We start from the raw sequence: 12,850 nt of genomic DNA, 5'->3' as shown, positions 1-12,850 counted from the left end.
ATTGCGTGCGTGCCGGCGGATCAGGTCCGAACGAGCGCGCCGAAGCTGGTTTCGCCCCACAGGTGGCTGGTCGGCGCACCCGGAAACAGCCAGTGCGGTGAGCACTCGGCCGACGGAACGACGTTGCTGAACCCATGCAGCGCCGAGGTGCCCGCGAGCGTCTTCTCGAGCACCATCGACAGGTACTGGTCGTTGCTGCTCTCCTGCGTGTTGCCGTTGAGGATCACCTCCGCGCCCGTGGCCTGCGCATAGCGGCGGATGCCGTTGTGGCGCGACTGCAGTGGCGCCCAGCTGTCGGCCGCCACGCCGTTCTCGCTGCTCACGCGCAGGCCGTCGGCACTGCGGTAGACCAGCGAATGGTTGCCTTCGGTATGCCCCGGCGTGTGGACCAGCGCGAGGCCGCGGCCGAGTTGCAGGCTGCCGTCGAAAGCGACGATGCGCTCGGCCGGCACCCCGTCCAGGCCGTGCGGGCAGTACCACTCCGCCTGCACGGGCAAGAGGCCGCGCACGTTCGCGAGTTCCTGGCGGTGCACCAGCAGCTTTGCATTCGGCAGCAGGCCCGGCGCGCTTGCACTGCCGAGCCAGCGGCGCACGTCCTGCGTGTGCAGGTGGTCGTAGGTGATGTAGTCGATCTGCTCGGGCGCCACGCCGCAGCTGGCGAGCGCCTGCAGCACCGTCTGGTAGACCGGCGCGATGGCCTTGTGCAGGAACTTCGGCGTCTGGTCGCTCAGGCGCTTGAAGTAGGGCGTTGCGTTGCCGGCCTCGAAGTCGGCCGGCGTGAAGAGCAACGTGCGCAAACGCCCTTCGAAGTCGTCGTACTGGACGAGCACGGTGCGCGCCAGCAGATGCACCATGTGCGGCTTGAGCAGCTGTTGCGAGTACACGCCGGTGAAGGCGAACCACGCGGGGTAGGGAATGCGCAGCAGGTTGAAGCTGCGCGCGAAGTGAACGGGCGGCGCGTCGAGCAGGCGCTCGCGCAGCGCCTGTGCGCCGTGGCGGATGGCGCGCAGGCGGTCTTGCGGCATGGCGGCGTTGCGCGTGCCGTCGAGTTCGGTGATCTGCGCGAAGCCGGTGGGGTCGGGGTCTCGGGTCATGGTCGTCTCCTGTATTCGGCCGTGCTGGTTTTTCGACGTGCGGTGTCGTTCAGGGCGACGCTCCCGCCGACGGGGAGCCTTGCTCCGCGAATGTCCCCCGCCTTCGGCTCCTCCTTGATTTCGCTGCGCAAGGCACCCCATCGACGTGAGCGGTGGACAGTGCAGTCGTTGATCGGCTGAGCACCAGCGCTGCGTCCCGTGCGCAGGACACTGGGTGCTTCCCGCAGCGAAATCAAGGAGGAGGGCGAAGCCCGGGGGACATTCGCGGAGGGAAGTACCCGGTGGCCTGTGCACTCGCCCTGAACGTGACGGTCATGCCGTGGCGGCCTCGGGTTGTGGCGCTGACTGGCCGAGCAGGCCAGCGACCAAGCCACCCACCATCTCCGCAGGCACACCCACCAGCAGCTGTCGCAGCATCGTCAGCGTGTCGAAGTACACGCGCTCGCAGACCAGCCGGTCGCCCTCGAAGATGAAGAAGGCGTTCATGCGGCAACGAAAGCTGTTGCCCGTCGGCGGCAGGCCCTTGAGCGGGCCGCGGTGCGTGCCGAGCAGCCAGAACTCGACGATCACCGAATCGTCGGCATGGCGCAGCTGGATGATCTCGTGGCGCTGATCGGGGAAGGCGCGGCGCGTGTCGGTGTAGTACTGGCGCACGTCGGCGATGCCGTCGTGCACCTCGCCGCTGGGAATCAGCTCGTAGTGCGGATGCGGAAAGGTGCCGAGCACCGCGTCGAAATCCTGCCGCGTCTCGTCGGCGAAATGGTCGAGCACGAGGCGCTCGCGGCGGGCTTGCAGGTCGGTCAGGTTGGTCATCGGGGTGTGCTCCATGTGACAGGGATGACAGGGGACATCGGGTTGCCGCGAATGCGTCGACCCGGGTGGCCTGCGTACTATCGACAGCCCCTCGAACCCAGACTGTCCGGTGTTGGCAATCGATGCCCCGGACAAACCCGCGATGCCACGCTCCTCTGTTTCCGCCAGCCCCGCCGAGCCGGACGCGCAGCACTCGCCCGTGCACAACAGCGACATGCGGCTGGCCGACGACGTGCAGCAGCGGCTGCTCGCGGTGGCGCACCGGCGCACGCTGGTGCGCGGCGAATCGCTGTTCCACAAGGGCTCGTCGCCCGATGCGTTGTTCGGCGTGGTCAGCGGCTCATTGCGCGTGAGCGTGGTGGCCCCGGGCGGGCGCGAAGCGGTGATCGCGATGCTCGAGCCGGGCCACTGGTTCGGCGAGGTCTCTTTGCTGGTGGGCCGCGAGCGCGTCTACGACACCTGCGCGGTCGACACCACCGAGATGGCCGTGGTCGCGGCGGCCGACTTCCACCGGCTGGTGGCCGACCATCCCGACGTGCACATGGCCTTCACGCGGCTCGTGTGCCTGCGGCTGCGCCAGGCACTGGCCTGGATCGACGACGTGATCCTGATGCCGCTGCCCGTGCGGCTCGCGCACCGGCTGCTGACGCTCGATGCGCGCGCGGTCGCGCCGGCGCAGGACGGTGGCGGCACGCTGCTGGGCGTGTCGCAAGAAGACCTGTCGTTCATGCTCGGCGTGTCGCGCCAGAGCGTGAACCGCCAGCTCAAGCTGTGGGAAGAAGACGGCACGCTGCGCGTGCGCTATCGCAGCATCGAATTGCTCGACCGCGCACAGCTCGAGCGGCACGCGGCCACGCCGCCCTGAACGTGAGGGACGGCGCCGGCGGGGTTCAGTCCATCCGCGCGCCCGACGCCTTCACCGCCTTGTCCCAGCGCGGCGTTTCCGTTGCCAGGAAGCGCGCGAAGTCTTCGCTGCCCAGGTAGGCCGGGTCCGCACCCTGGCTCACCATGCGCTCGCGCACCTCGGGGCTGGTCAGCACCTGCTTGAACGCATCGCTGAGTTTGGCGACCACGTCTTTCGGCGTGTCCTTCGGCGCGAGGAAGCCGTAGAAGCCCACCACCTCGAAACCCTTCACGCCCGACTCGATGACGGTCGGCACATCGGGCAGCGCGGGGTTGCGTTCGCGGCTGGTCACGGCCAGCGCGCGCACCTTGCCCTGCTTGTGATAGTTGGCGGCCTGCGGAATCGATTCGGCCATGAACTGCACCTGCCCGCCCATCAGGTCGGTGAAGGCCGGGGCGCTGCCGCGGTAGGGGATGTGCACCATGAAGATGCCGGTCGCGGTCTTGAACATCTCGGGCACGAGGTGGCTGATGCCGCCGTTGCCGGCCGAGCCGTAGTTGATCTGGCCGGGCCGCGCCTTGGCGTAGTCGATGAACTGCTTCAGGTTCTGTACCGGCAGCTTGGGCGTGACCAGCAGCGCCAGCGGCTGCATGGCCGTGCGCGCGATCGGCACGAAGTCGCGCTGCGTGTTGTAGGGCAGCTTGCTGTAGAGCGCGCCGTTGATCACCGCCACGCCGGTGTTGGCCAGCATCAGCGTGTAGCCGTCGGCCGGGCTCTTGGCGACCGCGTCCGCACCCACCGAACCGCCCGCGCCGGGCTTGTAGTCGACGATCAGCGGCTGGCCGAGCACGGCCTGCAGCTTGTCGGTGAGCAGGCGCGCATGCTGGTCGAGCGGGCCGCCGGCCGGGAAGCCGATGACGACCTTGATCGGCTTGTCGGGGTAGGCGGCGATCACTGCCGTGGTGCCGAGCGTGCCGAGGGCGAAAGAAAGGACCGCCAGTGCGGTCCGGGTGGGCTTGTTCATGATCCGTCTCCTTGTTGTGGAGACGATCATAAGCAGCGCGGTCAGCCGGCCAGCGTCGCCTTCAGCGTGATCTCGGGCACGCTCGCCAGCGCCTTCGACAGCGGGCAGCCGGCCTTGGCGGCGGCGGCGATCTGCTGGAACTTCGCCTCGTCCAGGTTCGGCACGCTGGCGTCGAGTTCCAGCGCGATGCGGTCGATCTTGAAGCCTTCGCCGTCCTTGGCCAGCCGCACGGCGGCGCGGGTGTCGATCTTCGTGGCGGCCAGGCCTTCCTTTTCGAGCGCGAAGGCAAAGGCCATCGTGAAGCAGGCCGCGTGCGCGGCGCCCACGATCTCTTCGGGGTTGGTGCCGCGCCGGTCGTCTTCGAAGCGGCTGGCGAAGCCGTAGGGATAGTCCTTGAGGGCGCCGGTCTCGGTGCTGACCTGGCCCTTGCCGGTCTTGCCGGCGCCTTCCCAGTGAACGCTTGCGTGCTTTTCTGCTGCCATGGCGATTCCTTCAGTCGGGGTGGTGGTGGGTTGCTCGGAGGGAGAACCGCAGGTATCGCTCCGAAAGCCGCCGCTGTCTGTAGTCGCAGGGCGCATCGCGCGTGGCGATGATCGCGCGCTGGGCCGATGTCAGACGCCGTGCACGCCGGACGTGCTGCGCTTCAGCTGACCCCGGACTTCGCCCGCCGGCCAGGCCTGGGTCGACACGCTGACGTACCAGAGACCGGCCATGAGGTCGGCCATTTGTGCCGGCGTCAACGTGCTCGTGCCGGTCAGCTCGTAGCCGTCGCCGTCCGGGTCGCGCAGCTCGGCCCGGCTGTGCGGCGGCAGCTGGATCACCAGCGGGCCGTTGCTGCCCTTGGCGGCAGGGCCATGAAAGCCCGCGAGCGTCGCCGGCCCGCTGAGGCGCGCGTAGTTCACGCGCCACTGGAAGCTGCCGGTGGCGAGCGTCAGGGTTCCGAACATCGAGCCGCCGCCCTTGCTGCTTTTTCTGGGGAGGGGCGGAACCACCTCCTCGGTGCCGAGCCAGCAGTCGGCCATGAACCACGTCGGCGGCTCCTTGGACTGCGAGGATGTCGCCGGCTCCTGCGGTCCGAACCTGGAGAGCAGCGCGCAGCCTGTCGCGGCCAGCGTGGCACCGAAGAGGACGATCCGTCGGCGGAGGGTGGGGCGGGCGGAATCAGGCATGGCAGACAGGCGCAGGTGAAGCGGAGCCCGCACGATAGCCGATGCGTCCGCACGGCCAACGTACGACTAATGGGCGTCGCCAAGGTGACGCCCCGAGGGCTTCCCCGATGGGAGCGGCGGCCGCTGCGTCTTAGGCTGGCGCGCTGCGCCTTTTTCGCACCGCTTCTTTTTCTCTTTCCTTCCGCCTGTTCACAGACCATGCAACCACGCCCGCATTACAAGTTCTGGCCCAAGCGCCTCCCGCATTCGATCACCGTGCCCGCCACGTCGCTGTGGCACAACCTCGCGACCTCGGCGGCGCGCTATCCCGACAAGGCCGCGCTGGTCTTCTTCGGCCGCGTGCTGAGCTACCGCGAGGTGGCCGACCAGGTCGAGCGGCTGGCCGGCACGCTGCATGCGCTGGGCGTGCAGCGCGGCGACCGCGTGGTGCTGAACATGCAGAACTGCCCGCAGCTGGTGATCGCGCATTTCGCGATCCTGCGCGCCAACGCCGTCGTGGTGCCGGTCAACCCGATGAACCGGGCCGAAGAACTCAAGCACTACATCGTCGACCCCGACGCCAAGGTGGCGATCACCACCGGCGACCTCGCGGCCGAACTGGCCAAGGCCAGCGACGCGTTGCCGGCCGAGCAGCGCCTGTCGCATGTCATCGTGACCCAGTTCACCGACGCCTTCGATGCGAACGTGACCGGCGACGACGCCCCCGCGCCGGCCTGGGCCGACTGGCTCGGCACGCGCCACCCGCTGCCCGCGCTGGCCGGCGGCCAAACCATGGCCTGGACCGACGCGCTCGCGGCCGGCCACGCGGCGCCTGCGCATGTGGTGGGCGCCAACGACATGGCGCTGCTGCCCTACACCAGCGGCACCACCGGCCTGCCCAAGGGCTGCGTGCACCACCATTCGAGCCTCATGCACAACGCGATGGCGGGCCAGCTCTGGGGCCAGGCGACGTCGGAGGCGGTGGTGCTGGCCGTGGTGCCGATGTTCCACATCACCGGCGTGGTGAGCATGATGCACACCTCGATCCTCGCGGCGGCCACGCTGGTCATCATGCCGCGCTGGGACCGCGACGTGGCGGGCCGGCTCATCTCGCGCTGGAAGGTCACGAGCTGGACCAACATCCCGACCATGGTCATCGACCTCATGGCCAGCCCCAACTTCGCGAGCTACGACCTCACGAGCATGACCCACATCGGCGGCGGCGGCGCCGCCATGCCGCAGGCCGTGGCGCAGCGCTTGTTCGAGCAGTACGGCCTGAAGTACCAGGAAGGCTACGGCCTCACCGAAACCGCCGCGCCCTCGCACACCAACCCCTCGGACCACCCCAAGCAGCAGTGCCTGGGCATTCCGTTCATGAGCACCGACGCACGCGTGGTCGACCCCGACACATTGCAAGAGATGCCCATCGGCGAATCGGGCGAGATCATCATCCACGGCCCCGAGGTGTTCCAGGGCTACTGGAAGCGTCCCGACGCCACGAGGGCCGCCTTTGTCGAGTTCGAGGGCAAGCGCTTCTTCCGCTCGGGCGACATGGGCCGCATGGACGAGGAGGGCTACTTCTTCATCACCGACCGCCTGAAACGCATGATCAACGCGAGCGGCTTCAAGGTGTGGCCGGCCGAGGTCGAGCTGCTGATGTTCCGCCACCCCGCGATCCAGGAAGCCTGCGTCATCTCGACCAAGGACGACTACCGCGGCGAATCGGTCAAGGCCGTGGTGGTGCTGCGCGCCACGCACAAGGACACGACCGAGCAGCAGATCATCGACTGGTGCCGCGAGAACATGGCGGTCTACAAGATTCCGCGCAAGGTGGAGTTCGTCGATGCGCTGCCCAAGAGCGGGAGTGGGAAGGTGATGTGGCGGTTGCTGCAGGAGAAGGAAGGCACGGCGGCCTGATCGCCGTCGCCCCTGTGGGCTACAGCTGGCGCGCGTAGCGGCCCGGCGCCTGGCCCACATGGCGGCTGAACGCCGTGCTGAAGGTGCTGGCCGAGGCATAGCCGACGCGCGCGGCCACGTCTGCCGGCGCGCAGCCACCGCGGCGCAGCAGGTCCTTGGCGATCGCCATGCGCCACGCGAGCAGGTATTCCATCGGCGGCAGTCCTACGGCGCGCGAGAAGCGCTCGAAGAACGCCGAGCGCGACAGCGCGGCCTTGCCGGCGAGCTCTTCCACCGTCCATGAACGCGCGGGGTCCGCGTGCATGTGCCGCACGGCGGCGGCCAGCCGGCTGTCCGCCAGCGCGCGCAGCAGCCCCGGCGGCGCGCCGTCGCCGGGCGCCGAGCGCAGCGCCTCGATCAGCAACACCTCGACCAGCCGCCCGAGCACGAGATCGCGCCCCGGTCGCTGCGCCATGGATTCTTCGCGCACGAGCTGCACCAGCAGCGACAGCCGCGCGACGCCGCGCATGTGCAGCACCGAGGGCAGCAGCGACACCATCAAGGCAGCGTCCGGCGAGTCGAAGGCGAAGTAGCCGCCGAGCATGCGCACGTCGGGCGGGCCTTCGCGATCTCCGTGGCGGACCTCGCCGTGGGCGTCCTCGCGCGCCGCCTGTTCATGCGGATCGAGAAACACCGGCGGCGCCGGCGTGAGCCCTGACAGCGTGAAGCCGGGCGTGGCCGGCATCAGCAGGAAGTCGCCGGCGGCCAGCGCCAGCGGCGGTTGCCCATCGACCGCCAGGATGCAGTCGCCCTCGAGCATCGTGCAGAAGCTGGGCTGGCCGAAGGCCGTGTAGCGCACGGCCCAGGCACCGGCGCCCGCGATCACCTTGGAATACACGGCGCGCGGCCGAAGCAGCGCGATGACCTCGGCGAGTGGATCGGCCATGGATGGACTCCTGCAAAAGAAATGGCGACGCTGGATGGTAGCGAGTCCGGCTGGTCGCTCCTATCGTTGGGGCTCTTCATCACCCACCTCCAAGGAACGCCATTGAAAACCGCACTGATCACCGGCTGCTCGTCCGGCTACGGCCTGGCCACCGCACGCCACTTCCACGCCCAGGGCTGGCGCGTCATCGCCACCATGCGCACGCCGCGCGACGACCTCTTTCCCGACGCGCCGAACCTGCGCGTGCTGCCGCTGGACGTGACGCAACCCGACAGCATCGCCGCCGCCATCGAGAACGCGGGCCCGATCGACGTGCTCGTGAATAACGCCGGTGTCGGTCTCTTCGGCGCCTTCGAGGCGACGCCCATGGCCACCGTGCGCGAGGTGTTCGAGACCAACACCTTCGGCATGATGGCCATGGCGCAGGCCGTGCTGCCGCAGTTCCGGACGCGGCGCTCGGGACTGCTGGTCAACGTCACCTCGACCGTCACGCTCGCGCCGATGCCGCTCGTGGCTGCGTACACCGCGAGCAAGACGGCCATCGAGGGCTTCACCGCCTCGCTCGCCTTCGAGCTGGCGGCGTTCAATGTGCGCGTGAAGCTCGTCGAGCCGGGCTACGGGCCCGGCACGCGGTTCACCGAGAACGGGGCGCAGCGCATGCAGGGCCTGATCCCGCCGGACTACGCGCCGCTCGCGCAGAGCGTCTTCGCGGCACTGGGCAACCCGACGGACCTGACCACGGCGGCCGACGTGGCCGAGGCTGTCTGGCGTGCCGCGAACGACACGGAGGCGACGCTGCGCTATCCGGCCGGAGCGGACGCGCTCGCGCTGGCCCGGCAGGCCTGAGCCGAGGCGCTCGGAAGCACGGGGAGGGCGGCACTGCGGTCTTTTTGCTTAAAATGAGAATAATTCTTATTTGTAGGCGGAGCTCCCGCCCCCGTGCCGCCCGCCATGTCCGCTGCCGAAGCCGCCTTCCAGCAAGTCCACACCCTCTACAGCGACCACCACGGCTGGCTTCAGTCGTGGCTGCGCAAGAAGCTCGGCAATTCGTGTGACGCGGCCGACCTGGCGCAGGACACCTTCGCGCGGCTGCTGATAGCGCGCAACCCCGAGGTCATTGCGCAGCCGCGCGCCTACCTCACGAGCGTGGCCAAGAACATCCTCGTGAACTGGTACCAGCGCCAGGCGCTGGAGCGCGCCTACCTCGAAGCGCTGGCCCTGATGCCCGAGCCCGAGGCGCCGTCGCCCGAGCAGCGGCTGGTGATTTTGCAGACGCTGCACGAGATCGACGCCATGCTCGACGCCCTCAAGCCGCTCGCACGCCGGGCCTTCCTGCTGTCGCAGCTCGACGGCATGAAGTACGAGGACATCGCGCGCGAGCTGGGCGTGTCGCTCGTCACGGTCAAGCGCTACATGCAGCAGGGCTTCCGGGGCTGCCTGGCGGTGATGGGATGAGCGCCATGAATTTCGAAACATCGGCACTTGCGCCGCGCGTGCTCGACGAAGCCGCCGAATGGCTGATGCGGCTGCACGACAGCGCCGTCACCGACGAAGACCGCCGCGCCTGCGAGCGCTGGCGCCAGAGCCATCCCGACCACGCCCGCGCCTGGGCGCGCGCCGAGCTGCTGATGAACAAGCTCGGCGGCCTGCCGCCGGCGCTGGCGATGTCTTCGCTCGCGCGACCCGCGCGTGGGAATGGCAACAACCGCCGCGCCACCCTCGGCCGATTGGCCGCGCTGCTCGCGGCCGTGCCCGCCGGATGGCTCGGCTGGCAGGCGGTTGAGGCGGCCGGCGAGCGCGGCTGGATGGCCGGCCACCGCACCGGCACCGGCGAGCGCCGCGAACTGCGGCTGGCCGACGGCAGCCGCCTCACGCTCAACACCGCCAGCGCGGTCGACGTGCACTTCGACGGCACGCAGCGCCTCATCGTGCTGCACGCGGGCGAGATCTTCATCGCCACCGCGCCCGACCCCGCCGGCGTGCATCGTCCGTTCCGCGTGGCCAGCGCTGGCGGCACGCTGGAAGCCTTGGGCACGCGCTTCAGCGTGCGCAAGGAAGCGGACGGCGCCACCCACATCGCCGTGCTCGAAGGCGCGGTGCGCATCACGCCCGACCGCGCCGCCGCGCGCGTGCTGCCGGCAGGGCAGCAGGCCCGCTTCACGGCCGACGGCATCGACAACGTCAGCCCGGCGGATGCCTCGGTGCTGGCCTGGACGCAGGGCATGCTGCTCGCCGACGGCATGCGGCTGGCCGACTTCGCCGCCGAGCTGTCGCGCTACCGCCCCGGCCTGCTGCAGTGCGACGCGGCCGTGGCTGACCTGCGCATCTCGGGCGCCTTTCCGCTGGCCGACACCGACGGCGTGCTGCGCATGCTGGTGTCGACCTATCCGGTGGATGCGGCCACGCGCCTGCGCGGCTACTGGGTCACGCTCGTGCCGCGCGCGGCGCAAGAAGATGCAGAAGCGGCGGGCGCCTCGAAAAATATTTCGATCCGGGGGTGAGACTTTTTTTCGTTTCGGCTGGCAAGGAGGGTGAAGAACTCACCGTCGTTGCCCAACCGAAAGGCCCGTCTCCATGTCCGCATCCCGCCCGTCCGCCTTGCGCCCGTTCGCAGAGCGCCGCCTGAACACCGTCCTTCGCCATGCCTTGATGGCGCTCGCCCTCGGCGGCCTGGCCGGCGCGGGAGGGCCGGCCTTCGCGCAGGCATCGTCGTCGCTCGACGCGGCGGCGTCCCGCGCCTACGACATTCCCGCCGGCCCGCTCGGCCGCACGCTCGCGACTTTCGCGGCCGGCAACGGCATCGCGCTGTCGTTCGACCCGGCGCTGACGCAGGGGCGAAGCAGCCCCGCCGTGTCGGGCCGCTACACCGCGCGTGAGGCCATCGAGCGCCTGCTTGCGGGCAGCGGCCTGCAGGTGGTGGCGCGCACCGACGGCAGCTACACGCTGAACCGCCGCGAGGCGGGCGGGCCCGTCGCGGGGCAGGGCGGCATCGACACGCTCTCGCCCGTCACCGTCACGGCCGACGCCGACCGCAGCGGCACCACCGAAGGCACCGGCAGCTACACCACGCGCGCCACGGCGGCGGCCACGGGGATGTCGTTGTCGCCGCGCGAGACGCCGCAGTCGGTCACCGTCATCACGCGCCAGCAGATCGACGACCAGAACCTGCTGTCGCTCGGCCAGGCCATGCAGAACGTGCCCGGCGTGTTCGCCGTGAGCTCCGACAGCGACCGCACCGACCTGTACGCGCGCGGCTTCTACATCGACAACTACCAGTACGACGGCGTGCCGACCACGGTCACCACCGACTTCTTCGGCGCCTCCACCAACGACCCGGTGCTGTACGACCGCATCGAGGTCGTGCGCGGCTCGACCGGGCTGCTCACCGGCGCGGGCAATCCGTCGGCCTCGGTGAACCTGGTGCGCAAGCACGCCGACAGCAAGGTGTTCGCCGGCAGCGCGTCGCTCGCGCTGGGCTCGTGGAATTTGCGCCGCGGCACGGTCGACCTGCAGACCCCGGTCACGAAAGACGGCCGCGTGCGCGCCCGCATCATCGGCATGACGGAAGACCGCGACTCCTTCATCGACATGTACCACGGCCGCAAGCACGTGCTGTACGGCGTGGTCGATGCCGACCTCTCGCCGAGCACCACGCTGAGCGTGGGCATCGAGTCGCAGGCCACGCGGCCCACGTCGTCGACCTGGGGCGGCCTGCCGCTGACCTTCAGCGACGGCACGGCCACGCGCTGGGACCGCTCCAAGACCATCGGCACGCCGTGGACCCACTGGGACACGACCACCACCACGGCCTTCGCGAACCTCACGCACCAGTTCGACAACGGCTGGAAGCTCAAGGCCAACGCCTCGCACCGCGACAGCCAGCAGAACGCCAAGCTGCTGTACCTCTTCGGCGGGCTGGACCGCTTCACCGGCCGCGGCCTGGGCTCGCTGCCCGGCTACTTCGAACACGAGTTCCGCCAGAACAGCCTCGACGTGCAGGCCACCGGCCCGTTCACGTTGCTGGGCCGCACGCATGAGCTGGTGGTGGGTGTCACCAACAGCCAGTCGCGCTACGTGGAGGCGAGCCATCCGCGCACCAGCGCGTTGCCCGACACCGGCAACTTCTACCAGTGGAATGCCGCGTCGTACCCCGAGCCGGCCTGGGACCCGCTGAAGGTCTCCGGCATCACCAAGACGCGCCAGACCGGCTATTACGGCGCCGCGCGCCTGTCGCTGGCCGATTCGCTCAAGCTCATCGTGGGCGGCCGGCAGAACAGCTGGCGCTCCACGCGCCTGACCGCCGACGCCCCGGCCACGCGCGAGCACGAGGTGTTCACGCCCTACGCGGGCCTGGTGTACGACCTGAGCCAGAACTACTCGGTGTACGCGAGCTACACCGACATCTTCCAGCCGCAGAACTACCGCGACGCCGGCGGTTCGTACCTCGACCCGGTGACCGGCAAGAGCTACGAGATCGGCCTCAAGGGCGAGCACCTGAAAGGCAAGCTCAACACCTCGATCGCCGTCTTCCGCGCCGAGCAGGAAAACGTGGCGCAGCGCGACGGCACCAGGCTCGTGCCCAACTCGACCGAAGGCGCCTACTACGGCGCGCGCGGCGTGACCAGCAAGGGCATCGAGCTGCAGGTGTCGGGCGAGCTGGCCCCGGGCTGGCAGCTGAGCGCGGGCATCGCGCGCACGCTGGGCCGCCAGGGCAACGGCGACCGCATCAACACCACCATGCCGACCACGCAGGCCACGCTGTTCACCACCTACCGCCTGCCCGGCGAATGGCACCGGCTCACGCTGGGCGGTGGCGTCAACTGGCAGAACCGCACCTACTACGCGTACAGCGTGGGCGACGTCGACCTGCGCTACCAGCAGGGCTCGCGCGCGGTCGTGAGCCTGATGGCGCGCTACGCCTTCACGCCCAAGCTGGCGCTGCAGCTGAACATCGAAAACCTCTTCGACAAGAAGTACTACAGCAACATCGACGGGCAGGCCTACTTCGGTACGCCGCGCAACGCGGTGGCGACGCTCAGTTACGCGTTCTGACGGCCGAAACAGCCGGGGCGTGACCCTTTTTCC

At 69.4% G+C, this 12,850-nt stretch carries 12 protein-coding genes; 6 read left to right on the top strand and 6 right to left on the bottom strand.

Annotation, left to right across the window (positions count from 1 at the left end; genetic code table 11):
* Positions 1 to 20 precede the first annotated feature (20 nt).
* Both RZE79_RS21700 and RZE79_RS21695 read right to left on the bottom strand, forming a co-directional pair.
* Positions 21 to 1,094, bottom strand: a complete 1,074-nt coding sequence (locus RZE79_RS21700) for a hypothetical protein (RefSeq protein WP_319356779.1) — start codon at positions 1,092 to 1,094, stop codon at positions 21 to 23.
* Between the two features lie 312 nt (positions 1,095 to 1,406).
* Complete coding sequence (locus RZE79_RS21695) at positions 1,407 to 1,907, bottom strand: ester cyclase (protein WP_319356778.1); 501 nt, start codon at positions 1,905 to 1,907, stop codon at positions 1,407 to 1,409.
* Between the two features lie 142 nt (positions 1,908 to 2,049).
* Here RZE79_RS21695 and RZE79_RS21690 point away from each other — a divergent pair, with 142 nt between their 5' ends.
* Positions 2,050 to 2,772 carry a Crp/Fnr family transcriptional regulator gene (locus tag RZE79_RS21690; RefSeq protein WP_319356777.1) on the top strand — a complete coding sequence of 241 codons (723 nt, stop codon included), beginning with the start codon at positions 2,050 to 2,052 and terminating at the stop codon, positions 2,770 to 2,772.
* A 25-nt stretch (positions 2,773 to 2,797) separates the two neighbouring features.
* On the opposite strand, the gene RZE79_RS21685 is transcribed toward RZE79_RS21690, so the two are convergent.
* The 3 genes from RZE79_RS21685 to RZE79_RS21675 all read right to left on the bottom strand — a co-directional run bounded on the left by RZE79_RS21685 (position 2,798) and on the right by RZE79_RS21675 (position 4,722).
* Positions 2,798 to 3,775, bottom strand: coding sequence for a tripartite tricarboxylate transporter substrate binding protein (locus RZE79_RS21685; protein WP_153282845.1), 978 nt, complete (start codon positions 3,773 to 3,775; stop codon positions 2,798 to 2,800).
* 41 nt (positions 3,776 to 3,816) lie between these two features.
* Positions 3,817 to 4,257 (bottom strand): OsmC family protein, encoded by a 441-nt coding sequence (locus RZE79_RS21680; protein WP_153282846.1) that lies wholly within the window; start codon positions 4,255 to 4,257, stop codon positions 3,817 to 3,819.
* A gap of 129 nt (positions 4,258 to 4,386) precedes the next feature.
* On the bottom strand, positions 4,387 to 4,722 hold the full coding sequence (locus RZE79_RS21675; RefSeq protein ID WP_319356776.1) for a CHRD domain-containing protein: 336 nt from the start codon (positions 4,720 to 4,722) through the stop codon (positions 4,387 to 4,389).
* Positions 4,723 to 5,142: 420 nt separating this feature from the next.
* Between RZE79_RS21675 and RZE79_RS21670 the strand changes: the two genes are divergently transcribed.
* The gene (locus tag RZE79_RS21670) at positions 5,143 to 6,840 is read left to right on the top strand and encodes a long-chain fatty acid--CoA ligase (protein ID WP_319356775.1); all 1,698 of its coding nucleotides are present in this window, start codon (positions 5,143 to 5,145) and stop codon (positions 6,838 to 6,840) included.
* A 19-nt stretch (positions 6,841 to 6,859) separates the two neighbouring features.
* On the opposite strand, the gene RZE79_RS21665 is transcribed toward RZE79_RS21670, so the two are convergent.
* Positions 6,860 to 7,765, bottom strand: coding sequence for an AraC family transcriptional regulator (locus tag RZE79_RS21665; protein ID WP_319356774.1), 906 nt, complete (start codon positions 7,763 to 7,765; stop codon positions 6,860 to 6,862).
* 102 nt (positions 7,766 to 7,867) lie between these two features.
* Here RZE79_RS21665 and RZE79_RS21660 point away from each other — a divergent pair, with 102 nt between their 5' ends.
* The 4 genes from RZE79_RS21660 (at position 7,868) to fhuE (ending at position 12,817) form a co-directional block, all read left to right on the top strand.
* Positions 7,868 to 8,611 (top strand): SDR family oxidoreductase, encoded by a 744-nt coding sequence (locus RZE79_RS21660; RefSeq protein WP_319356773.1) that lies wholly within the window; start codon positions 7,868 to 7,870, stop codon positions 8,609 to 8,611.
* A gap of 105 nt (positions 8,612 to 8,716) precedes the next feature.
* Positions 8,717 to 9,220 (top strand): sigma-70 family RNA polymerase sigma factor, encoded by a 504-nt coding sequence (locus RZE79_RS21655; RefSeq protein ID WP_319356772.1) that lies wholly within the window; start codon positions 8,717 to 8,719, stop codon positions 9,218 to 9,220.
* 5 nt (positions 9,221 to 9,225) lie between these two features.
* Positions 9,226 to 10,266 (top strand): FecR domain-containing protein, encoded by a 1,041-nt coding sequence (locus RZE79_RS21650; protein ID WP_319356771.1) that lies wholly within the window; start codon positions 9,226 to 9,228, stop codon positions 10,264 to 10,266.
* A 73-nt stretch (positions 10,267 to 10,339) separates the two neighbouring features.
* Positions 10,340 to 12,817 carry a ferric-rhodotorulic acid/ferric-coprogen receptor FhuE gene (fhuE, locus tag RZE79_RS21645; protein ID WP_319356770.1) on the top strand — a complete coding sequence of 826 codons (2,478 nt, stop codon included), beginning with the start codon at positions 10,340 to 10,342 and terminating at the stop codon, positions 12,815 to 12,817.
* The last annotated feature ends 33 nt before the right edge of the window (positions 12,818 to 12,850 follow it).

The organism is Variovorax sp. EBFNA2, from assembly GCF_033802765.1.
Classification (GTDB): Bacteria; Pseudomonadota; Gammaproteobacteria; order Burkholderiales; family Burkholderiaceae_C; genus Variovorax; species Variovorax paradoxus_H.
This window is presented reverse-complemented; position numbering and strand designations above follow the sequence as displayed.

Excerpts from the sequence above, each read along its gene's own strand:
- RZE79_RS21700 (WP_319356779.1), bottom strand. The coding sequence starts at position 1,094 with ATGACCCGAGACCCCGACCCCACCGGCTTCGCGCAGATCACCGAACTC.
- RZE79_RS21695 (WP_319356778.1), bottom strand. The coding sequence starts at position 1,907 with ATGACCAACCTGACCGACCTGCAAGCCCGCCGCGAGCGCCTCGTGCTC.
- RZE79_RS21690 (WP_319356777.1), top strand. The coding sequence starts at position 2,050 with ATGCCACGCTCCTCTGTTTCCGCCAGCCCCGCCGAGCCGGACGCGCAG.
- RZE79_RS21685 (WP_153282845.1), bottom strand. The coding sequence starts at position 3,775 with ATGAACAAGCCCACCCGGACCGCACTGGCGGTCCTTTCTTTCGCCCTC.
- RZE79_RS21680 (WP_153282846.1), bottom strand. The coding sequence starts at position 4,257 with ATGGCAGCAGAAAAGCACGCAAGCGTTCACTGGGAAGGCGCCGGCAAG.
- RZE79_RS21675 (WP_319356776.1), bottom strand. The coding sequence starts at position 4,722 with ATGTTCGGAACCCTGACGCTCGCCACCGGCAGCTTCCAGTGGCGCGTG.
- RZE79_RS21670 (WP_319356775.1), top strand. The coding sequence starts at position 5,143 with ATGCAACCACGCCCGCATTACAAGTTCTGGCCCAAGCGCCTCCCGCAT.
- RZE79_RS21665 (WP_319356774.1), bottom strand. The coding sequence starts at position 7,765 with ATGGCCGATCCACTCGCCGAGGTCATCGCGCTGCTTCGGCCGCGCGCC.
- RZE79_RS21655 (WP_319356772.1), top strand. The coding sequence starts at position 8,717 with ATGTCCGCTGCCGAAGCCGCCTTCCAGCAAGTCCACACCCTCTACAGC.
- RZE79_RS21650 (WP_319356771.1), top strand. The coding sequence starts at position 9,226 with ATGAATTTCGAAACATCGGCACTTGCGCCGCGCGTGCTCGACGAAGCC.
- fhuE (WP_319356770.1), top strand. The coding sequence starts at position 10,340 with ATGTCCGCATCCCGCCCGTCCGCCTTGCGCCCGTTCGCAGAGCGCCGC.